The organism is Mameliella sp. MMSF_3455 (assembly GCF_030733205.1).
Taxonomy (GTDB): Bacteria; Pseudomonadota; Alphaproteobacteria; order Rhodobacterales; family Rhodobacteraceae; genus Antarctobacter.
Genome location: NZ_JASHJL010000032.1, coordinates 35,449 through 57,440 on the forward strand (window position 1 = coordinate 35,449; position 21,992 = coordinate 57,440).

Sequence of the window (21,992 nt, forward strand, 5' to 3'; positions counted from 1 at the left end):
TGGGATGCTCTTATGCGGAATGGGTTTCTCACAGCTACTCAAACTTTCTATGGCGACTGACACGAGGGAACAAACCGCGTACCCTGTGCACATCTTCTGCCCACAAAAGGAAGATGGAGTTGTTGGGTGTATTGTGTGCCAGAACTACCGGCAACTTACACCCTGCATAACCGAAACGTTTGGACGTGCCACCAACCTTCGAATGTTCATCGTCTGCATCGGGGTCAAAGTAGCGGTCTTGGTTGGCAAGAGACAAAATTCCATCGTCCGTCGGCGGCACCAGCTTCACGCCGCAGTTGAGGCGATGAACAACCTTGAACTCGATTGATCCTTTCGAAAATGGCAGCTGTTCCAAACGCTGCTCGATGTGTTCTATCGCCTGATCAGCCGCGATGTAGATCACGACGAGCACCGAAACTCCGGATTGAGCCACGAGACTACCTAAAAGCTCATCGCTATCGAGTTCGCGGATAATTTTTGCAATTTTTCCGTCCCAGTCTCCGTTCTTTCCCTCTCGAAGGTAGCTGGTCCCACTCGCTGTAAAGTCATCCAGCAATACTACATACTCGAACTTAGCTTGATCTTCCGGTACTTCCGCGCCAGAGATCGTTGAGAGATCCTTTTGTAACTTTTCCGTGAACCCTTTGGCCTTTGGCGAAGACATATCATATGCGTGGAACACTTGCTCATGGGTGATGTCTTGTGGATGCGCCCTTCGAAACTGGTCAGTACGGGCACCGTCGCTCAATCCAAGAAACAGTGTCTTTCGTAATCTTGCGCGATATTCCTTGGATTTAACTATCGATTTTACCCGATGGGCTTCCAAAGCCGAATGGCTCTCCGCGGTATCAGCAATCAACTTTGGGCGAACAAAGGTTGGAAAAGCCAACCCAACAAGACTGTTAATTTCCGCATTTGAAACAAATATTAACCGTTCCTTGACGAAGGAATAGGCAATATCTCGTTCACCCTTGGTTTCAAACTGCTGCAACCACAGCGCTAGGCTCTCCAGAAAGCGGCGCCCAGGAGCGAACTGCTGATACTCGTCGTATTTGTAGGACGCAAAGCTTTCCAGCAAAGCTCTTTCCTCTGCCTTCTCGGCATCGGACCACCCCATTATCTTGGTAAGAAGTGTTTCAGCGAGTTCTTTCTTCAATTTGTCAGACCTCGGTCGGAGGGCTTAATCGCCATAGCCCAAGCCTCTTCAAGCTTTGCCAGCCTCTCAAGGTAGAAGACCGTCGCTTGTACACCACGGATACCTGCGGGAGCCAATGCCCAACCTGTTTTCGGATCTTCGCTCGCCCGATCGACACTCAGACCAAGTGGATGATCCAAAAGCTGAAAATCGTTCCCGACTGGATCGGCGCGGTCACCAATGCGTAAGACCGCGCCACTGTCTATTTTTGCATAGTTGCACAGCTCTTCGACCAGCTTAAGCTTGCTTTGCCCCCCGATTAGGACATCGACCGAGTGGCTCGAAATTACAACTTGCTTATCAAGTCCACCTAATCTCAACGCCTCACGAATTTCTGAGACCGCCCGAGATACGTCTCGTCTTCTCCGAAATTTTATTGAAATCTGTTTCGTGTTCGCTCGAATTTCGCAAGAAGACAGAAATGTACCCTTACGCAGTTCCTCGAGCATTGGATCAACCGCATCCAATTCGTCTAACAGGGGATCACGATCGTCGCTCAAAGAACTAATTACTGCGCCATTATAGTACCCCACAAGTACTCGCCCCCAGAGCTCTCGCTTTATGCTCGACCTTAGAGACACGCCCGCACTTGGTCCCCGACCCGTTGCAATACCTATGGGCAGCCCGCCTTCAAGGAGCCTATTCAGTTCTTCGGCTACCTTGGGCCGAAGGCCAACTTTGAACCGGTCGCGGTCATCAGAGAGCGTCCCGTCATAATCCATCACCAAACCCTGAATGGAAGCATCTCTGACAAAATTAATTGCGCTAGAATAATGCTCAAACCAAGTCTCCTTGTCTGCCCCTGAGAGATTAACTCCCTTCCGTGCGAGCGCAGCATTCAGGTTCAACTCCTTCTGAGATTCTGCAGGAAGCATCGGACCGATCCGATAGAGCCGCCTTCCGAATTCCGGCACTCCTGGCTTGGCGGGGTCTATTTTTGAGGCCTCGCCAGCTCCAAGGCTCAGATGTAAACCTGCTACGATTCCTGCAATAGCCTGTAGGTGTCTGGGTCCGCGAAAATCTATTCTCAGTCGCGGAATTTCTCGCGGTAAAGCCTCAAGGGTCTTGGTTGCGAGCTGCTCCATTCCGTCGCCCACCAAACAAACGATACCCGTGGACGCCTTATGTTTATGCATCCAGAAATGTCTTCCGTGCCCAAAATTTCGCAAGTCCGCAGCATGTAGGTTCCCCAGACCAGCTTCAACGAAACGAGACTCAAGATCGACAGACGTTGCTCGCAAGGAGTTCGTGAACAATAGGCTAACAGTCCGATTCAAGCACAGATCTTTTGCTTGACTGGCGATGTCCTCCGCGCTCCATCCGCAAATGATTTGGTGCATTAGTTCCTCAAGCGACGAAGGCAACTCCTCGCTATCAAATCCCGACGCTTGGTACGCTCGCAAAATCAGGACGGAAGACGCAACCAAAGATGCGACTGCCAAGAAACCGTCTTTAAAGCTTTCAGACTGAAAATCGACAATATCTGCGTACTGAAACCTTCGCCCCAAAGCGTGAAGTGGGCTCTCATCTTTTAAGACCAGCGCGGAAAGCGGCAAGAACTCCCGTTGAGCTGCGGCCTTGAAAGCCACACCAATATCTCGGTTTCGTCCACTTGCCGAAAAGCATGCAATACCGGCATTCGTAGTCGGGCCGGAAATGATTTCGAGCGGTGTGACAGCTTTGGCGGTTTCGCCTTCCATCAATTCATGCATCTGAGCCGCGAAGCTAGCCACAGAGTAAGATCCTCCAGAGCCAACCATCATCATGGGGCTCTCTCGCCAACCGTCCACGACTCGACAGAGTTCGGAGATATCTGCCTTCATGGCTGACTGATACGCGTTCTCAGCGCTGCGTAGTTCCGCTCGGTATCTCTCAGACACTGCAAGCCTGCCTTTTTTCTGTTTTTGCCCCCAGGGCTCCGTTGTGCGATCACCATCGAACTTTCGGCCGAATGGAAGAGCTCTGCTTGAGGGAGATTGCGGGGTTGAATGAACACCCACAATCCTTGTTTGCGACAGTTTTTTCAACCGTGTATCGCACTGGATCTTCAGACATTTGCAGGTCAGCTTGTGATGGAGTGACCGACAACCACGGGAGCGAAACCGCCAGTTCTCTGACTAGCACTGAAACACATTTCGGTCATTACCCTCCCAACAACTCCGCGATGAAATCCTCCTGCCGATCGAGCGCCGCCTCCCATTCCTTCGGCAGCGCCGCTTCCCGCTCGAGCGTCTCGGGCACAGGTTGCCCGCGCCTGGCATCCATCGTCCTCACGCTCATCGCGCGCGCTTCGCGGCGCTGTGATCGATCCCGCACAGGCGCGCGTTCGACTGGTTTCACCAGCTCGTCAGAACTTGCCTCGTCACCACCGTCGCTACCCCAAGGCCCCACACCCTGCACGCTCGGCGGATAGGGGAAGGGCTTGCCCTCCTGTCGTGCCAACATGTCCTTGAAGAACGGATCGTCGTAATACTTGATCCGGCTTGCCTTGATCGGATGCTGCGGCGAGGCGAGGATGATGACCTCGTCGGGGTCCATCAGGCGCGCTTCGGTCTCGGAAAGCAGCGGCCGTTCCTCCAGCCGCGCTGATGTTGACGTCGCGCCAAGGAAGCCCTTGTTCCGGCCATACATCCGGGTCACGGCCTCGCGGGTCGTGCTGCCTACTGCGGCGGATACCTCCTTCACGGTCCGCTGATCGCGGGGAGTGATATAGAGCTTAAGCCCTGCCCCGTTTTCGAGACTTTCGCGGCCCTCGGGCCCGTAGATCCGGTCGAGCGAAGCCAGCGACTGCGCGATCATCGCGACGCGGCCGCCATAGCTTGCCAGCGAATGGATCGCGCGCTCGAGATAGGGCATGGCCCCCATCTGCTGGAATTCGTCGATCATCATCATGACAGGCCAGGGCTCATCCGGGCCGGGCTCGTTCAGCCGGATCGACGCGATGAGATCGGCGAACATCAGACGCAGGAGCGGGGCGAGGGTGGCGATGTGATCCTCGGAGACCGCGATGTAGAGCGACTGTGAGGTCTTGCGGAAGGTCGAGAAATCGAAATCACTCGCCTCTGTGGCCGAGCGCACCGCCGGGTTGTCCCATTGCTTGAGGCCGGCCGTCATCAGCGCCTGAATGTTCGAGGTCAGCAGGCGCGATGAGGCCGAGGCCGCGTTGGTCCAGAGCTCGCGCAGGATGTCTTCCTCGGCCTCGTCTGCATAGGTCTTGTATTGCGCGTTCTTGTACTCGCCCCCGGCGACGATCTTGTTCACCTCGCCAAGGTTCGGTGTGCCGCGCTGGATCGCCAGCAGGCAGGCCGCGACAAAGATCGACTTGCCGGCCTCGGAGAAGGTGTCGAGCGTCTTGTTGTCCTTGTCGAGGAAGAGGTCGGCCAGGATCGAGACCTCGGTGAAGCGCTGCGCGAATGTCGGGGCCTTCGCGATCCGCGCAAGCGGGTTGTAGCGATGCGTGGCATTGGCCCAGTCGAAGGGGCTGAAGCGATAGACCTCGTCTCCGTTCAACGCCCGGAGCCGTGCAGTCTTCTCGAAGTTCTCGCCCTTCACGTCGAGCACCACGACCGAGCCCGCGAAGCTCAGAAGGTTCGGGATCACGAAGCCGACGCCCTTACCCGCGCGGGTGGGCGCCACCATCATCACATGCGGGATCGTGGTCGAGGATATGAACTCGGCTTTCAAACGCGGCGCGCCAAGCTTGCCGCAGACGAAGCCCTTGCCCGGCGCCTGCAACATGTCGTTCTTCTTCAACTCCGCCTTTGTCTGCCAATGGGCCGAACCATAGTCGTCTCTCTCCTTTTTCCAGGTCCAGGCCAGCGCCAGGGCGCCAAGCCCGATGGCTCCGAAGCCGACGGCGCCAAACCCCACCTTAAAGGCCTCAGGATGTGCCGCGCGTGTTGCGGCGCTGGCCTTCCAGAGCGCCAACATGTCGAAACTGCCGAAGCCGGTTTTCAGGGCCAGGGTCAGGTAGAAGGCGGCAACGATGGTGCCGATGACAGCGCCGCAGATCACGCCGAAGAGGAGCGCGGCCCAGAGGGGAAGTGTCTTGGTCATAGTGGTCATCCCCCTCAGAATTCCATCTCGTCATCGAGACCGCGGTCCCGACCGAGATCGCGCCCCATTTCCTGCGCCTCTTGCTGGCCGCGCATCCGCGCGACCTCGGTCGCCTTGTCCTGCTGCAACACGGCAGCGCGGTCGGTAAAGACCTGGTCGCCGGTCTCCTCGAAGGTCATTTCGAGGAACTCCTGCGTGACCGTGATCTGATCGAGCTTGCTCGGCAGGGCCGCATCCAGCACCTCGTAGTTGCCGCGGCGCAGCTCGGCCAAACCTTCTTCGCCCAACTCCTTGAAGAGCTCGGATTGCAGGGTTCGCTCGATGGTCTCCTCCTGTGCCTCGGTGAGCTTGCCGTCCCGCAGCATGTCGGCGAGGTCCTGCAGGTAGGGATTGGGCGTCCGGTCGTCTTCGTCGATGAGGGGCAATGTCGCCTCCTCCTCGTCCGCGAGGGTTCGCCCGATCTCGACGCCCAGTTCCTTCGCCCGCTCCATCAGCGCGTCCATCACCCCGTCGACCTTCTCGAGCGCGGCATCTAGCTGGTCGTCACTCGCGGTCTCAACGCTGAGACCGTCTTTAGCCAGCACCGCGTTCATGTCCCGCTCGACCCAGTCCTGCGCCATACCGTAGTTGCGCGTGCCGCCCGCCGCGATCCGGGCCACCAGCTCCTCGCTGTCCATGCCCGCCTCCTCGGCGCGCTCGAGCACATCGCGCAGCCCCTCATCCTTGCCGGACCGCAGCGCGTCGATCAGCACATCGCTGCCCGCCCCCGGCGGATAGGGTTCTTCGAGATGCTTGCCAAACCGCGCGCGCAACTCCGGGTCCGGCACCATCTGCGAGAGGTCCGCGATGATCGGTGCGGCCTTGGCTTCAAAAGCGGCGCGCTCGGCCGGGTCCAGTTCCTCGGCCTTAAGCCTCAGCGCCTCGATGGTGCGCTCGGAATAGTCGATCGCGTCACCGACGGTCTTGATGTCCTTCATGTCTATCTCTCCTTCGGTGAAGTTCCACGGCGTGCCGGAGCCAAGCCCGTCCGCCATGCCGCGTACGGCGCGCGCCATGTGGCGCTGGTCCATCCGGTCCAGCAGGTCGGCGAGGTTCTTGTAGTCCTTGGCGAAGCCCACCACCTGCGCCTGCGCGATGGCGGATTCCTGGGCCGTCATGACGATCTCGCGCGGCAGGCGGGCCTCTTCCTTGGCACGGTAGATCTCCTCGATCCCGGCAGGCTTCTCGAAGATGCCGCGCTCGAGCCGGGTGGTGGCGTCGAGCATCACGCCGTAGCGTTCCGCGATTTCAGCCTGCTTCTCGCGCATGAGCTGCGGCGACATCACGCCCTCGGCCCAGCACGAGAACCAGGTGCCCTTCTCGACGCCGCGATTGTTCAGGATGACGTGGGCGTGCTTGTGCGCCCGGTCATCATGAACCGCGAGGACATAGTCCCACTGGTCGCCGTATTCGCCGCTCTCGAAAAAATGCTCCGTCCAGTCCATGGCGATGTCGCGCACCTGATCGACGGTTACGTCGGTCGGGAAGGACAGCAGCATGTGCGAGGTGAAGCCGAGCTTGGTCGAGCCGCGCCAGGTCCCGGCCCAATCCTCGATGATGTCTTCTTTCTGCTCCTCAGAAAGCACCGCCGCATCGGTCAGCGCGTTGGTCATCGTCGAGTAAGTGTAGACCGCCTTGTCGTTGATGTAGGAGATTTGCGCCTCAAGCGAAGCACGCGTTTTGCAGCCCCCTGCCCGGATCCGCTTGAAGACCGCCGCGCGGCTCTGGCCCGACGCAGCCTTCAGCGCGTTGCGCGCCGACATGGATCCGACGCGCGCGAAACTGCGCCCCTGCCGACGCCCCGCCAGACGCGCGTCGATCTGCGCCGCGGCCTGACCCCGGATGCGCTCATCCTCCCAAAGCCGCCCCATGACCGAGGCATAGAGGGCGAGGGGATCAGCCATTTCGAGAGTTCCGGTTCTTCAGAAAATCATCGGCTATCGCCGTTCGCGTTCGCGGCTTGCCGAGAGGCAGCGAAGGGCGATGCAATTCTGAACCGGAACTCTCACGCACCAGCCTCAGACCGCTCCCGATCGCGCGCGGGTCATCCTCCAGAACCGCGCTCTCCGTCCCCTGCCCTTCTTCCTTTTGCGGCCACTCCTGATGACGCAACGCCTGCGCCGCATCTTTCATCCGGCCCATCTCACGGCTCATCGACTGCGCCAGATCAACGAGTTCGATCAGCACCGCGCGGTCCGCCTCTGAGACCTCCAGTCGGCCGCGATGCACCGCCTTGGCGAGGACCAGACCGGCGTCGCTTACATCCTTCGCCTGCCGCCACGCGGCGCAGAATTCCGCGACCAGATCACGGGGTACATCGAGGAAACCGCAGCGTCCGCGCAGCACCGCATTGAGCGCCTGCGAACGATTGGCAAAGCCCCGCGCGCGCCACTCCGCATCAAACGCTGCAAGCTCGGACTGGCTCGCCCGAAAGGCCACTGTCTCGCTCGGATCGCGCACCGCGATGCCCTCGCCCGCCTCCTCGTTCGCGAGCCGGTTCACATGACGCGGAGAGATGCCGAACGCCGCCGCCAGGTCCTTCGCGGTCTCGCCCGCCGCGAAGCGCCGCGCCACTTCGATGCGCTCTTCAAGCTTCAGGTTTCTCGCTGGCCTCGGCACGGGTCAGACCCCTCGGACAAAATGTGCAAACATTGGCCATATCCTGCCAACGTCTTCCTTCTCTCCTTCGCTTATACTTCAATACATCACATTGTGCAATATTACGTTTTGCATGTTGTATCTTTTTGCGGGAAATGATGTGCACTCACGACCGCCGCGCAGCGCGGCATGGAACGGGTCCCGCCCTCATCGATGCAGGACAACCAGGTCGAAAAAACTTCCGAAACTTGTGTTCAAGACGCACGCGACGACAGACGAACCGGACGCTCGAGCCGGTCACGGGTCGGGCGCCAGGAACACGAAGACGGCCCGCGCGGGATGGCGCGGGTCACGCCCGTTTAGGGCGTCACAGTGTTGGTAAGTATCAGGGTCAAACCCCTGCGGATCCGAAGACCCGCAGGGGTGTCTGGGTCAGTGACCCAGTCCCTGATTGCGCAGATCGTCGTAGCGACTGCGGGCGATCAGCGCCTCGGTCTCGAGGCTGTCGAGTGTCTCGGGATGGGCGGCCTCATCAAAGGCGGTGAGGTAGGCCTCGAAGGCCATGTCGGCTTGCAGTTCGGCGAGGTCGATGGATTGTTCGAGTGTCATGGTGTGATCCTTTCCTTTGATCGTCGTTGGACGGATCGTGGAAAAGACCGGGGGCATGAGAGCGGGCTGCACCCGGCACGGGGCGGAATGAAATGGAGCACGCCGGGGGCAGGTTTGTTGTGAGCGATGCCCAGCAGCGCTCAAGGCGTCAGCCGTCCAGAAACCTGCCCCCGGCGTTGCCGACCGCTCTACCCCGGGCTAGCGATCTCTAAGGCCAACAGGTCGACGGAAAGGCGCGCGGCGGTGGCCCTGACGTGAGACGTGGCCCCCGGACTCATGTCGTTGATCTGCGGTTTCTACCCTCGCGGCACATTGTAAATTCGCCACCCCGGGAAGCATCGCGAAGACGGTCCTGGCGCGGTTTGCTCGACTGAGAGAAGGAGTGCGCTTGGCTCGCTCAGCCGGCTGCCAGTTCTCCGGCTGACATTCGGTTCCGCCTCGGGTTCGCGCGATCCTCGCTGTCGCTGAACAGAAAGATCGGCGTCGCATGGCGACCGATCCAGTCTGACTATCCACCACTGTGACCGCGTCCGAAATATGCCGCGTTCTTCGGGCACCGGCATCCGGCCCGTCCTTGGGGCGAACCTAAGAACAAGAAATAGCCAGACCGCCGGAGCGGCCTGGCCGTTGGCTTAGGCGGCGTCTTTGGGACCCCAGGGAATGACGGCCTGCACGGACAGATCGTCCTGGTTTGCGGCCTTGCCGAGGTTGGCGTTGAAGCCGTGGTCGCGGATGGTCAGCGTGTAGTAGTCGGCGCCGGTCTCCTTGTTCTGCTTCTTCCAGATACCGCCGCACTCGACCAGCTTGCCGCGCGGGGAGCGGCCGAGGACGCGGTGCGTGGGGGCCATCGGGTTCGTGCTCGCGACGGGTTCGACCGTGATGTCGAGGTCGAAGGTCAGGGTCGAGATGGAGCCTGTGCCCTTGGCGGTTTCGATGTCGGCGCTGGTGAATTTGATGCAGTTCGTGGTCATTGCTCTTCTCCTTGTTTGCGTTGCAATGATGGTCACCTTGCAGCTGGCCAAGGCCCGGCCACACCGAAGGCGAAGCGCAGCGGAGAGGGGCAGGCGCCGGTGTTTTTGGCTCGCGAGGAATGACCCGCAGGGTCAGGGGAAAAAGATCGGCGACAACCCTTGTGGGCGGGACGACAGCTGCGACCAGCATGTCATGCAAAGCAACACATCGGGAGAAGTGCGGTAGCCGCGAAGGAAGGTGGGTGAACAGCCGAGGGAGATGCTGCCCTTCTTCGGCGCTTGCCGTCCTTGATCTTTGCCAACCAGAACGGTTCGAACCCGAACGCCACGACCGCGACAATCAAGATAGACCGTACGCCGCACCTCGGCAGGATTGGCAGTAAGCTGGAACGATGGCGTCTTGAGCAGGCCAGAGACAGGCCAACGATCAGCTTGACCTAATTTGCGAATTAGCCGTCTCCTCGAGTTGTCTGCCAGAAGTACCGCCCCAGACCGAAACTCTCTGTAATCTAGCTACTGAGTTCGCGGCCTTGACAATCTGGCTGCAACGGCGTATCTCTGTATGGACAATACAGAGGAATCGATCTTGAGGCTTGGTGACATTTGCGAAATTTGGTCAGGGCACACCGCAAGAGGGCGCTTAGAGGTTTCCCCGGAAGGCGGGCGGCTTGCCGTCCAGCTTCGCGACATCCAGCCCGATGACGATTTGGCCGCTAGGCCATTGCAGCGTTATGCACTGGATGGTCTACCCGAGCGCCATGTTGTGCGCGGGGGAGAAGTGATCTTCAAGTCACGTGGCGAGCCTAACGTAGCGGCGCCCGTTAACACGAAACTTGAAGAACCGATTGTCGTTATCCTGCCGCTCGTCATTTTGCGCCCTAAGGCGGGTCTTACGCTGCCGGACTACCTCGCCTGGGCGATCAATCAGCCAAGGTCCCAGAGATACTTCGACACAGAAGCACAAGGGACCAGCATGCGGATGATATCCAAGGCCGTACTCGAGGAGCTGGACGTGCCATTGCCCGATATCGAAACTCAGGCACGTATTGTTGCAATTCATAAGCTTGCAAAGCGCGAGGGTGCATTGCTCCGCGACCTGGCTGATCGCCGAGAGCAGCTTTCATCCATTATTCTGGCTGAGCGCGCCCGCGCCGGTCGCAAAAAGGAACTCTTCCAATGACAGATCAGGTTACCCAACAGCAGATCAACCAGACCGCTTGGGCGGCCTGCGACACCTTCCGGGGCGCCGTCGATGCCGGTCAGTACAAGGACTACATCCTCGTGATGTTGTTCCTGAAGTACATTTCGGACCTCTGGAATGATCATATCGAGACCTACCGCAAGCAATACGGGGACGATGATGCGCGCATCCGTCGGCGGTTGGAACGTGAGCGCTTCATCCTTCCCGAGGGCGCCAGCTTCTACGATCTCTACGCGCAGCGAAACGAGCCCAACATCGGCGAGCTGATCAACATCGCGCTTGAAAAGATCGAGGACGCGAACCGCGCAAAGCTCGAAGGCGTCTTCCGCAATATCGACTTCAATTCCGAGGCCAATCTCGGCCGCCCGAAGGATCGCAACCGCCGCCTCAAGAACATGCTTGAGGACTTCGCCAAGCCCGCGCTCGACCTGCGCCCGTCGCGGGTGACCGAGGACATCATTGGCGAGTGCTACATCTACCTGATTTCCCGCTTCGCCTCGGACGCCGGCAAGAAGGCAGGCGAGTTCTATACCCCAACCGCCGTTTCCGGACTGCTGGCCAAGCTGGTCGCGCCTCAGCCGGGCGATACCATCTGCGATCCGGCATGTGGGTCGGGCTCTCTGCTTATTCAGGCATCACAGGAAGTCGGGTCCGAAAACTTCGCCCTCTACGGGCAAGAGGTGAACGGCGCGACTTGGGCGCTGGCCCGCATGAACATGTTCCTGCACGCCAAGGACGCGGCCCGCATCGAATGGTGCGACACGCTGAATAGCCCGACGCTGGTCGAGGGCGATCACCTCATGCGCTTCGACGTGGTGCTCGCCAATCCGCCGTTCTCGCTCGACAAGTGGGGCGCGGAGGATGCGGACAGCGACCAGTACAAACGGTTCTGGCGCGGTGTGCCGCCCAAGTCCAAGGGCGACTACGCCTTCATCACCCACATGATCGAGATCGCCAAGCGGCAGTCCGGCCGCGTGGCCGTGATCGTGCCGCATGGCGTGCTGTTCCGGGGCGGGGCCGAGGGGCGCATCCGGCAGCAGCTGATCGAGGAAAACCTTCTCGATGCCGTCGTCGGCCTGCCCGCCAACCTGTTCACCACCACAGGGATCCCGGTCGCCATCCTGATCTTCGACCGCTCGCGAGAGGAAGGCGGCGCGAACGCGGGCCGGCGCGACGTGCTGTTCATCGACGCCAGCAAGGAGTTCACGCCGGGCAAGACCCAGAACGTGATGGACGACGCGCATGTGGCGAGGGTGCTGGAGACCTACAGCACCCGCGCCGAGGTCGAGCGGTATTCGCACCGGGCCAGCCCGGAGGAAATCGCCGAGAACGGCTACAACCTCAACATCCCCCGCTACGTCGACACGTTCGAGCCGGAGGAGGAGATCGACGTCGCCGCCGTGCAGAAGGACATCCTGCGGATCGAGGCCGAACTGGCCGACGTTCGGGCGAAGATGGCCGGGTATCTGAAGGAGCTCGGCGTTGATGCGTGACGGAACGACTTCGGCGAAAGAAAGCGCGCGGAGCCGTGCCGCTGAGCGAGACCTCGGCCGACTTGGCGTGACCACGGTTCCGGATGGCTGGAAGCTATCAACCGTGGGCAAGGCTTGCACGATCCGAAACGATCTTCGCTTGCCGTTGTCGGTCGAAACAAGAGCGGTGATGCAGGGAGAGTATCCGTATTACGGCCCGACCGGCATTCTCGATTACATTGATGAGTTTCGCGCTGAAGGTGAGTTTGCGCTCATTGGCGAAGATGGCGATCATTTTCTCGACACGGAGAAGAAGAGCCAGACCGTTAGGGTGTCCGGGCGGTTCAACGTCAACAACCACGCTCATTTGATCGCGAGCGGTAAGGGCTGCGCAGTCGACTGGTTCTTTCAGTTCTTTAGGCACCGAGACATTTCGCATTCGCTCACCCGTCAAGGCGCCGGGCGCTACAAGCTCACGAAGCAGGCGCTCGAAAAGCTCCCGATCTTGCTGCCCCCGCTCCCCGAACAGCGCAAGATCGCCGAAATCCTGCGGACTTGGGACGAGGCGCTCGAAAAACTCACTGCCCTCCGCGCGGCGAAGCTCAGGCGGCACCGGGGACTCACGATGGCGTTGGCCTTCGGCGCCAAGCAGCTAGACCGCTTCCGGAGGACTGACGAGGTAGCGCCCTACAGGTGGTTTCAGCTTCCTGCATCATGGGGCTGCCGCCCTATCGGCGATTTGGCCACAGAAGTCTCGGAGCGGAATGGTGCAGTTGACCAGCACGAAGTTCTCTCATGCTCGAAGCACGACGGCTTCGTGCGGTCGCTGGAGTACTTCAAGAAGCAGGTCTTCAGCGCCGACCTGACCGGCTATAAGAAAATCTGGCGCGGCGATTTCGGCTTCCCCAGCAACCACGTCGAGGAAGGGTCGATCGGCCTCCAGAACCTCACTGATATCGGCGTCGTCAGTCCCATCTACACTGTCTTCCGCTTCAGCCCAGACGAGGTGAGTGCAGAATACGCATTTGCGGTTCTGAAGACGGAACTCTACCGGCACATCTTTGAGGTAAGTACCAGCGCCTCGGTGGACCGGCGCGGCAGCCTCCGCTGGAGCGATTTTTCTCGCCTCCCGTTTCCGGTGCCGCCGTTGGATGAACAGAAAGCCATCGTCGAAGTTCTGAACACTGCGCGGGACGACCTCGCCGCCACAGAACGAGAAATCGAAGCGGTCACCCGGCAGAAGCGCGGCCTGATGCAGAAGCTGCTGACGGGTGAGTGGCGCGTGAAATTGAAGAGTGACCAGAAGGAATTTTCATGACCGACAATATTCAGAAGCTATCCATCCGCCTCCTGAAGGACGGTGTCGAACCTGCAGATGCCCTCCGCGACGGTGTCGACTTGGAGAACTGGCCCAAGATCGAAGGCGCCAAGATCGCGCTGGACACGATGGGTGGCAACCCGCCGAAGTGGTCCGGTTTCCTGGGGCTGTCCGCGGACGAAAAAAAGAAGGTCTGGAACAACACCGCATACGGTCTGGTCTTTCTGCAGACGTCTGGCCGCTGGTTCGCCGTGTCATTCGGTATGGGTCATGTGAAATTGGACCCCTCCAAGTTCGAGCAGGACTTCGGTCTTCGGGTCGTCCTCAACTCGGTGGACGAAGAGCAGTTGAAGAGCGCCGATGTCCGGACGCCCGACGAGAACACCTTGTCCCGGCGCAGCCAGACGAGTCGCGGGTCCGACCAGACGGCCTTCGCGATCGACGTCGAACGCGATATCATTCGCGGGTTGGCCGGCACTCCCAAGGACAAGGACTTCGCGACACGGGTCGCCGGCAGTGATGCATTGTCCATGGATCGCCGTCTGAAGGTGGCTGACCTTCCGAAAGCCTGCGCCGACGCGCTCTCCGTATATGCGAAGGACGCCTACAAGAACCACTTCGGATGGGTCGACCAGATCAAACACGTGCGCGAAGCCGACCTTCTTGAGAAGCTGGATGATGCCGCTGCCGCGAAGCTCGAGGCTGTCATCGGTGGAGCAGACCCGGATGGCCTGCACTTGGCCTTTCCCATCATCTACGACCCAGAAAAGGGCGCCTGCATTCGCTACAAGGGCTTCCGCAGCAAGCTTGTGTTCCCCGACCTCGATCTCTCCGGTTACCTGGGCGCCCTTCAGGAGCAGGGCGTGACGAGTTTCTCGGCCGACGATCTCAGGAAGCATGCTGTCCACGAGGTCGACGACGAGGGCAAGGACTGCGGCAAGAGCTGGAAGATTGGCGAGTGTCTTGTTCTCGAAGCCGAGGTTGATGGCCATACCTACGTGCTCTCCGGCGGACGCTGGTATCAGGTCGCTCAGGACTATGCTCAGGAGTTAGTGAAGTTCTTCGACGAACTACCAAAGGAAGAACTTCCAGACGCGCTCCCCGATGAAAATGAGGAGAAGTACAACAGGCGCTTGAAGAAAGACGTGCCTGAGCTTCTCTGCCTCGATCGCAAACTCATCAAGCCCACCGGCTGGACCACGACGGTTGAAGCTTGCGATTTCCTCGATAAGGGCTCGCGCATCATCCACGTGAAGGACAAGACTTCGTCCTCGCGCCTCAGTCACTTGTTCAACCAGGGCACGGTTTCCGGTCGGATCTTGATCGTTGATGGAGCCGCTCGCGACCTTGTCAGGGGCAAGATCGCCGAGGTTGAAGCCGAGACCGGTCAGGCGGACTTCGCGAAAATAATTCCGACTGCAGCAAGCAACTTCCAGTCGCGGGACTACACCATCGTCTATGCCGTCATCGGAACCGGTGACGTGCCGAAGCTTCCTTTCTTCAGCCTTGTCACGCTTCGCCAGGCCGTCCGCGATCTCAAGGCACTGGGCTACAAAGCAGCGTTTGCTTGGATCAAGAAGCCGGCTGCCGTCGGTGTGAAGCCATCGAAGCCCACAGAAGACGATCAAGATGACGGCGAGGTGATTGACCCCGCAGACGAGGTAGCATGAATTACGAGGGATTCATCGCGGCTGAGAAACACCAGTCCCAGGTGCCAGCGCTGCAGCTGCTCGTGGCGCTTGGGTTCACCCCGCTCTCACAAGAGGAGGCGCTTCGCCTGCGCGGCGGGCGCCTGCGGAACGTGGTGCTGGATGACGTGCTCGCCGACCAGCTGATGCGCATCAACCGCTTCACCCATCGGGGGCGTGAATACAGCTTTGACCTTGAGGACGCGCATGACGCCATGCGGCGCCTCAAGCCCACGCCCGACCGTTTGAAGGGTCTTAAGGGCACTAACCAGGACATCTACGACACGCTCGTCCTCGGCACGACGATCACGAAGTCCATCGACGGCGACTCGAAGAGCTACTCGTTCCGCTACATCGATTGGGAGCGGCCGGAGAACAACGTTTTCCATGTCACTGCCGAGTTCTCGGTCGAGAGGACGGCGTCGAGCCAGACCAAGCGCTGCGACATCGTCGCATTCGTGAACGGCATCCCGATTCTCGTGATCGAGAACAAGCGGCCGACCGAAAGCCTGAAGAAGGCGGACAGTCAACTGATCGGCTACCAGAACGAGGACAACATCCCACAGCTCTTCCACTTCGCCCAGCTACTGGTCTCCATGAACCGCAATGGTGCGCGCTATGCTACGGTTGGGACAAGATCCAAGTTCTGGGCTGACTGGCGCGACGAGGAAGACACTGACGAGGCCATCGCGCCCTTCGCCAACCGTGTGCTTTCTGCGGCGGAGAAAGACGCCATCTTCTCCGGCGATTTCACGGGCGCACGCGCCTATTTCGATGCGATGGCCGTTGAGGGCGACCGCGCGGTCACGGTTCAAGACCGGACGGTGTACGCGTTGTGCCGCCCCGTGCGGCTGCTCGATCTCATCCGCCGCTTCACGGTGTTCGATGGCGGCGTCCGCAAGGTTGCGCGCCATCAGCAGTTTTTCGGGATCCGGCGCGCTGTCGAGACGGTCAAGCAGCATGATGTTAACGGCGCTCGCAAGGGCGGTGTCATCTGGCACACGCAGGGGTCGGGCAAGTCGTTGACGATGGTGATGCTGGGGCGCTCGCTCGCTCTCGAGCGTAGCATCGAGAACCCGCGGATCATTATCGTCACGGACCGCGATGATCTCGACAAGCAGATCAAGGACACCTTCAAGTCCTGCGACCTCGAGCCGGTTCGCGCAACAAGCGGGTCTCACCTTCTCGATCTCGTTCAAAACAAGGCTCCACTGGTCACCACGATCATCAACAAGTTCGATACTGCGCTGAAGAACAGCAAGCTTGTGGACGACGATCCGAACACCTTCGTGCTGGTGGACGAGAGCCACAGGACGCAGACTGGGCGCTACGGCGGCCACAGCCAATTCGCCGCCAAGATGCGGCGCCTCCTGCCCAAGGCCTGCTACCTCGGCTTCACCGGCACGCCCCTGCTGAAGAAGGAGAAGAACACACTGTCGACCTTCGGGCGACTGATCCACCGCTACGCCATCGACGAGGCGGTCGCCGACGGTGCCGTCGTGCCGCTACTGTATGAGGGAAGGCTTGTCGAGCAGCAGGTATCCGGAGCCGTGATCGACCGCTGGTTCGAGAAGATCAGCGAGGGGTTGACTGACAGCCAGAAGGCCGACCTCAAGCGCAAGTTCTCCCGGATGGACGCGCTGGCCAAGACTGACCAGGCTATCCGAGCTAAGGCGTTCGACATCTCCGAACACTATCGCCAGCACTGGCAGGGGACCGGCTTCAAGGCGCAGCTCGTCGCCCCGTCGAAGGCGGCGGCGGTCCGCTTCAAAGATGTACTCGACGAGATTGGCCACGCCTCGAGCGCGATCGTCATCTCCCCGCCGGACGAGAACGAGGGCAACGAGGAGGTCGACCAGGAGTCCAAGGACCTGGTGCGACGCTTCTGGTCGCAGATGATGGCGCGGTACAAGACCGAGGAGGAGTACAACCGCCAGATCATCGATGCCTTCAAAGGTTCCGGCGATCCAGAGATCCTGATCGTCGTCTCCAAGCTCCTCACCGGCTTCGACGCGCCCCGGAACACGGTGCTCTACGTCTGCAAGTCCCTGAAAGAACACAACCTTCTACAGGCGATTGCGCGCGTGAACCGTCTCTACGAGGACGGCGGAACGGAGAAGCAGTTCGGTTTCATCGTCGATTACGAGGGGCTGCTCGGCGAGTTGGACAGCGCCCTGACGACCTATAGCGCCTTCGAAGGTTACGAGGCTACGGACCTCGCCGGGACGGTGCACGATGTCCGGGAGGAGATCCGCAAGCTGCCCCAGCTGCATGATCAGCTATGGGACCTTTTCAAGCCGGTTCGGAACAAGAAAGACATGGAGCAGTTCGAGCAGCATCTCGCTGACGAGGCGTTGCGTCATGAATTCTACGCGCGCCTCAAGGCATTCAGCCGTTGCCTGCACATCTCGCTCTCGTCCGACAAGCTGTTCGATGTCTTCGACCACGCCAAGGTCGATGCTCTGAAGCGGGACTGGAAGCAGTTCTCCGAACTCAAACGCTCGGTCCAGCTCCGCTACCAGGAGACAGTTGACGTCCGCGAGTTCGAGCCGAAGATCCAGAAGCTGCTCGATGACCACGTTGTGGCGATGCCGGCGGAAACCATCATCGAGGTGGTCAATATCAACGACCCTGACGCGCTGAAAGCAGTTGTCGGTGAAACGAGCGTCTCCGAAGCCTCAAGAGCAGACCGCATTGCCAGCGCGACCCGGAAGGCGATCACTGAGAAGATGGATGAGGACCCAACTTTCTATAAACAGTTCTCCGAGCTGCTCGAAGACACCATCCGCGCCTATCGCGAGAAGCGGCTATCCGAGCGCGAGTATCTGAACAGCGTCGTGAACCTCGCGAGCAAGGTGGCACGCAAGGATCGTGGCCGGGATGTTCCTGAGAGCATTCAAGGCGATGAAGATGCACAGGCGTTCTTCGGCATCCTGGACGGTCAGCTCAAGACCGTGGGCGATGATACTGTGGACGGGAACGATGCCGCAGCGATCGCTCGACAGATTATCGACATCATCAAGTCCCACCTGATCGTGGACATTTGGTCGAACGAAGTGGCCCAGAACAATCTGCGCAACGCCATAGACGACTACTTCTTCGACGTTCTGCGCGACGAGCAAGGCATCGACCTCCCGGTAGAGGTGCTCGACGATCTCGAGCTGAAAATTATGGATCTCGCTCGAGCCCGGTTCGCGGCATGACGCGTGAGTTGCACTGCCTGCAGTATGGCGAGCACGAGATCCTATACGAGATCGTCCGACGCCCGAGAAAAACACTTGAGATTGCCGTCGAGCCGGATGCGACGGTGGTGATCGCGGCCCCGGAAGACGCGACGCTCGACGCCATTGAAGCCAAGCTGCGGAAACGCGCGGCATGGGTGACAAGGCAGCAGCGGTATTTTGCCCAGTTCCTTCCAAGAACACCAGAGCGCAGGTTCGTCGCAGGCGAGACCCATCTCTATCTCGGGCGCCAATACCGACTGAAGGTCATCCCGCATGTTAGAGAAAGCGTAAATCTGAGCCGCGGCTTCATCGTCGTGCAAACGCACCGGCCGGCCAAGCCGGAAGTGACGCGCGAACTGGTCGAGGCATGGTACCGAGACCGGGCACACATCAAGTTTCCGGAGCGGATCGAACTCTGTCTTGGTCTCTTCCCGGATCCCGCAGCATTCCGGCCAAAAGCGCTCATCGTGCGCCAGACCCGACAAAGATGGGGATCTATGTCACCAGCCGGGCGCCTTCTGCTGAACCGCCGCCTCGTGCAAGCCCCGGTCGACGCCATAGACTATGTGATCACCCACGAGCTCTGCCATGTAGCTGAGCCCCATCACGGATCAGCCTTCTTCGATCTCCTCGACAAAGTGATGCCCGATTGGGAGCGTCGGAAGCAGAGGTTGGAACGGGCCATGGCGTGATTAGCAGCGTCAAAAAAATTGGTTCTTCAGCCGTTCGCCAGGAAGAAGCAAGCTACAGGAACGACTGGTACTCGTCCATGAAGGTTGCAACCTGCAGTAGGCCCTGCGCTTCGGACTTGTGAATCAAGGTCGCAACATCGAGCGCCGGATTCCTGAAACGCTCGCGCATACGGCGCAGGGCCAGAATGGCCTCCGAGGGATCCAACTCGATTGTGTCGGCGATGAAGTCGTCGGCGGAAATCGCCTGGATGGCGTGCAGGTCCAGGGCCTCGGATGGGAAATCGGCTAGATTGTCCGTCACTATGACGGACGCTGACGTTGCGATGGCGGCGGCGAGGACATGATTGTCGTCAGGGTCTGGCAAGGCGAGTTTCTCTTCGAAAATTTCATAGCCCGTCACCAAAGCTTCTGGGAAGGCGGCTTCTATGGCCGCCCTCTGACGCGCACCATCGGTCTCGCCCTTCGTGATCTGAAAGATGGCTTTCTGAGTCTCGTCCAGAATGCGACTGCTCCACCGGGGCCGGAACAGTCCGGCCTCGGCAAGGCTGAGCAGCATGTTTCTACGAAGCGCGCCGCCTATGACGCATGCATCGAGGAGAGCCGTGAACCGATCTGCGTATCGGCTCATATAAGGCCGTCCTCGGCATCCATCACCGCAAGATCGCCCAACGCGTCTGATCTGGCAGCGTCACGCTTTTCTTTGTAAGCAAACAGATCATTCGCGCGGACGCGGCGATGCCGTCCTGTCTTCGTGAACGGAATTTCTTTCTCCTCAAGAAGCTTCACCAGGAATGGACGCGATACGTTGAGCAAGTCTGCTGCCTGCTGTGTCGTCAGCTCAGCCTCTACCGGGATCATCCGAAACCCGCGACCGCTCGATACGAGGCGCAGCACCTCGAGAAGAGATGCTGTGAGGGCCGGTGCAAGGGTTACGGTTTGGACTTCGCCGCTTTCAAGGGCAAGCGACAGCGTAGTGGGCTCGCCCTCCTTGATTTGGGAAGCGACAATTGTTCTGAGTTGTTCAGCGTTCTTGATCTCCACCTCATCGGGCAAGCGATCAAAAAACGCCTCTTTTCTGAGGGCGTTCATCTTGTCTCTCCAGTTCTCACGACTTGAGTTAGATATAGGATAGCTCCCATTCGAAACAATCGCAACACTCGAAATATTCGAAATTCACTAACGCCATGTGAACGAGCCGCCTGACCGAGTGCCGCTAGGCCACTAAGCCGAGCCGACCACCCCCGCATCCACCAGCTGCTCGCGATCGGGAAGATCGCGAAGGCTCTCCAACCCAAACGCGACAAGGAACTGCTCGGTGGTGACGAAGGTATAGGGCGCCCCGCGTCGAGGCGACCGCGGCCCGGTTCCGATCAGCCCGCGCGCATGGAGCCGCCCGATCAGGTCACGGCTGATCTCTTTGCCGAAGATGTCCTTCAGCCCGTCGCGGGTGATAGGCTGGTGATAGGCGATGGCGGCCAGCACCGCGACGTCGAATTCACTCAAGTCCAGCAACTGGTCCCCGACATCCGCCGCGGCGCGGATCGCGGGGGCATAGGCCGACCGCGTCCGGAACATCCAGCCGCCGGCAACTTGCGCGATCTCGAAGGCCCGCCCCTCCAGATCGGCGGCAAGGTCCTCAACCAGCAGATCGACTGAGGCCCCCTGCCCCACGACCCGCGCCAGATCCTCACGTGGCACCGGCGCGGCACTGGCAAACAGAACCGCTTCGATCCGGCGCATCCATTCGCGCCAGCGCAGATCGGGCGGCAGGTCGGTCAACTCGCGATCAAGCTCCGGCTCAGGGCGATCCTTCGCCATCGCTACACCCCGTAGAGTCGGAAAGTGTCGCGCCCAGTCAGCTCGCGCACCGCGCCGAGGTCGACCAGCCGGTCGCAGAGCCGCCGCGCGGCGCGATCCGGCAAAGGCAGGGCCGACGGCGCCACGGCATCCCGGGTCAGGAACATCTCGACGGCATCCCCCGCCCCCTTTGCCCGCAGCTTCGGAGCGACCGACTTTAGGTGCGTCACCCGACGCGCGAGGTCAGAGGCCTGCCGCACCGCCTCGAACACCGAAGAGATGAGTGCCCGATGACAGGCCAAGCGCAAGTCTTCGCCACGCTTACGCAGATCGGCGCGTTTCAGGCCTGGGGCCAGCAGCGGCACGAAATGATCCCAGCCGAGTGCCCTAGCCAGGGCCGCATCCGCGAGCATCAGTCCTGCTACGTCTGCACGTGGCGCCTCGCGCAGAACGGCTTCCAGCGCCATCGCGGCGCGGGTCACCGGCGCCCCCTTCCCCGTATCGAGCCTTGTAGCAATCTGGCCCGGCTCGAAGGTCGGCAAGGCTCGGCCTAGAGCCTTGATCGACACCGGCCGCTCCACCGCGCGCCGCCAGACCAGGTAGGTTTCGCCCGCCGGACCCGGCAAGTCACCGGGCCGCAGAACATGTACCACGTCGCGCAACTCCGCCGCCCGCTCCGGCCGCCCGGAAAACGCGACACAAGCCTCTGCGGCACGCAGAGCGAGCCGATCCCGGAACAAGGCGTGGGGCAGGTCCCCTTGCGCCAACACAACATGCAGGTGGTTCAGCGCTGCACCTGACAAAAACGCAACATCTTCAAGGGTTTCAGCGCGTGCAGAGGTGACCCAGGCGGGCATCCGGGGTAGGGTCTCAGGGTCGCTGATGCGGCTGTCGCGGGTAAAGATCATGCGGACAACCTACATCTTCGCGGCGCTTTATTCCAGAAAATAGCGTCTAAACCGCCCCGCCTTGTAAGTCTTATTAATGTCCAATAAGTTTGCCTTATCGGACGTAAAAGAATATGCTCGGCGACATGTCAGAAAACACCGAGAAATCTGTCGGATAGCCGGAATTCATGAGATTCAAGCACTTCCCTGAAAAACGAGCCGGGGTTCATGAGATTCCGTACCGG

At 60.0% G+C, this 21,992-nt stretch carries 17 protein-coding genes; 6 read left to right on the plus strand and 11 right to left on the minus strand.

Annotated features, from left to right (window positions below; translation table 11 throughout):
- Window positions 1–34 precede the first annotated feature (34 nt).
- The 7 genes from RBB42_RS20110 to RBB42_RS20140 all read right to left on the minus strand — a co-directional run bounded on the left by RBB42_RS20110 (window position 35) and on the right by RBB42_RS20140 (window position 9,468).
- Window positions 35–1,156, minus strand: a complete 1,122-nt coding sequence (locus RBB42_RS20110) for a phosphoribosyltransferase-like protein (RefSeq protein ID WP_100161457.1) — start codon at window positions 1,154–1,156, stop codon at window positions 35–37.
- Window positions 1,153–2,961 carry an HAD hydrolase family protein gene (locus tag RBB42_RS20115; RefSeq protein ID WP_205964883.1) on the minus strand — a complete coding sequence of 603 codons (1,809 nt, stop codon included), beginning with the start codon at window positions 2,959–2,961 and terminating at the stop codon, window positions 1,153–1,155. The genes RBB42_RS20110 and RBB42_RS20115 overlap by 4 nt, the downstream gene beginning before the upstream one ends.
- Window positions 2,962–3,337: 376 nt before the next feature.
- On the minus strand, window positions 3,338–5,251 hold the full coding sequence (locus RBB42_RS20120) for a type IV secretory system conjugative DNA transfer family protein (RefSeq protein ID WP_071974409.1): 1,914 nt from the start codon (window positions 5,249–5,251) through the stop codon (window positions 3,338–3,340).
- A 14-nt stretch (window positions 5,252–5,265) separates the two neighbouring features.
- Complete coding sequence (locus tag RBB42_RS20125; protein WP_071974410.1) at window positions 5,266–7,194, minus strand: relaxase/mobilization nuclease domain-containing protein; 1,929 nt, start codon at window positions 7,192–7,194, stop codon at window positions 5,266–5,268.
- Complete coding sequence (locus RBB42_RS20130; RefSeq protein WP_071974411.1) at window positions 7,187–7,909, minus strand: helix-turn-helix domain-containing protein; 723 nt, start codon at window positions 7,907–7,909, stop codon at window positions 7,187–7,189. Before RBB42_RS20130 ends, RBB42_RS20125 begins: the two co-directional genes overlap by 8 nt.
- A gap of 411 nt (window positions 7,910–8,320) precedes the next feature.
- A complete protein-coding gene (locus RBB42_RS20135) occupies window positions 8,321–8,497 on the minus strand; it encodes a hypothetical protein (protein WP_172720910.1) in 177 nt (58 codons plus the stop codon).
- Window positions 8,498–9,129: 632 nt separating this feature from the next.
- A complete protein-coding gene (locus tag RBB42_RS20140) occupies window positions 9,130–9,468 on the minus strand; it encodes a DUF736 domain-containing protein (protein ID WP_100161455.1) in 339 nt (112 codons plus the stop codon).
- Between the two features lie 562 nt (window positions 9,469–10,030).
- Here RBB42_RS20140 and RBB42_RS20145 point away from each other — a divergent pair.
- From RBB42_RS20145 to RBB42_RS20170, 6 genes are read left to right on the plus strand one after another with little or no spacing between them, the layout of a single operon-like run.
- The gene (locus RBB42_RS20145; protein WP_100161454.1) at window positions 10,031–10,648 is read left to right on the plus strand and encodes a restriction endonuclease subunit S domain-containing protein; all 618 of its coding nucleotides are present in this window, start codon (window positions 10,031–10,033) and stop codon (window positions 10,646–10,648) included.
- Entirely contained in the window at window positions 10,645–12,162 is a 1,518-nt protein-coding gene (locus RBB42_RS20150) for a type I restriction-modification system subunit M (protein WP_100161453.1), read from the plus strand. Before RBB42_RS20145 ends, RBB42_RS20150 begins: the two co-directional genes overlap by 4 nt.
- Window positions 12,155–13,459 carry a restriction endonuclease subunit S gene (locus RBB42_RS20155; RefSeq protein ID WP_100161452.1) on the plus strand — a complete coding sequence of 435 codons (1,305 nt, stop codon included), beginning with the start codon at window positions 12,155–12,157 and terminating at the stop codon, window positions 13,457–13,459. The genes RBB42_RS20150 and RBB42_RS20155 overlap by 8 nt, the downstream gene beginning before the upstream one ends.
- Window positions 13,456–15,129 (plus strand): DUF6119 family protein, encoded by a 1,674-nt coding sequence (locus RBB42_RS20160; protein ID WP_100161451.1) that lies wholly within the window; start codon window positions 13,456–13,458, stop codon window positions 15,127–15,129. The genes RBB42_RS20155 and RBB42_RS20160 overlap by 4 nt, the downstream gene beginning before the upstream one ends.
- The gene (locus RBB42_RS20165; RefSeq protein WP_100161450.1) at window positions 15,126–18,350 is read left to right on the plus strand and encodes a type I restriction endonuclease subunit R; all 3,225 of its coding nucleotides are present in this window, start codon (window positions 15,126–15,128) and stop codon (window positions 18,348–18,350) included. Before RBB42_RS20160 ends, RBB42_RS20165 begins: the two co-directional genes overlap by 4 nt.
- Entirely contained in the window at window positions 18,347–19,063 is a 717-nt protein-coding gene (locus tag RBB42_RS20170; RefSeq protein ID WP_088672547.1) for a M48 family metallopeptidase, read from the plus strand. The genes RBB42_RS20165 and RBB42_RS20170 overlap by 4 nt, the downstream gene beginning before the upstream one ends.
- A gap of 52 nt (window positions 19,064–19,115) precedes the next feature.
- On the opposite strand, the gene RBB42_RS20175 is transcribed toward RBB42_RS20170, so the two are convergent.
- From RBB42_RS20175 to RBB42_RS20190, 4 genes are all read right to left on the minus strand, one after another.
- Window positions 19,116–19,691 (minus strand): PIN domain-containing protein, encoded by a 576-nt coding sequence (locus RBB42_RS20175; RefSeq protein WP_088672546.1) that lies wholly within the window; start codon window positions 19,689–19,691, stop codon window positions 19,116–19,118.
- On the minus strand, window positions 19,688–20,152 hold the full coding sequence (locus RBB42_RS20180; protein ID WP_053079232.1) for a helix-turn-helix domain-containing protein: 465 nt from the start codon (window positions 20,150–20,152) through the stop codon (window positions 19,688–19,690). The genes RBB42_RS20175 and RBB42_RS20180 overlap by 4 nt, the downstream gene beginning before the upstream one ends.
- A 132-nt stretch (window positions 20,153–20,284) precedes the next feature.
- Window positions 20,285–20,881, minus strand: a complete 597-nt coding sequence (gene scpB, locus RBB42_RS20185; RefSeq protein WP_088672545.1) for an SMC-Scp complex subunit ScpB — start codon at window positions 20,879–20,881, stop codon at window positions 20,285–20,287.
- 2 nt (window positions 20,882–20,883) lie between these two features.
- Window positions 20,884–21,768: a DUF1403 family protein gene (locus tag RBB42_RS20190; protein ID WP_088672544.1), complete on the minus strand. Its 885-nt coding sequence runs from the start codon at window positions 21,766–21,768 to the stop codon at window positions 20,884–20,886.
- Between the last annotated feature and the right edge of the window lie 224 nt (window positions 21,769–21,992).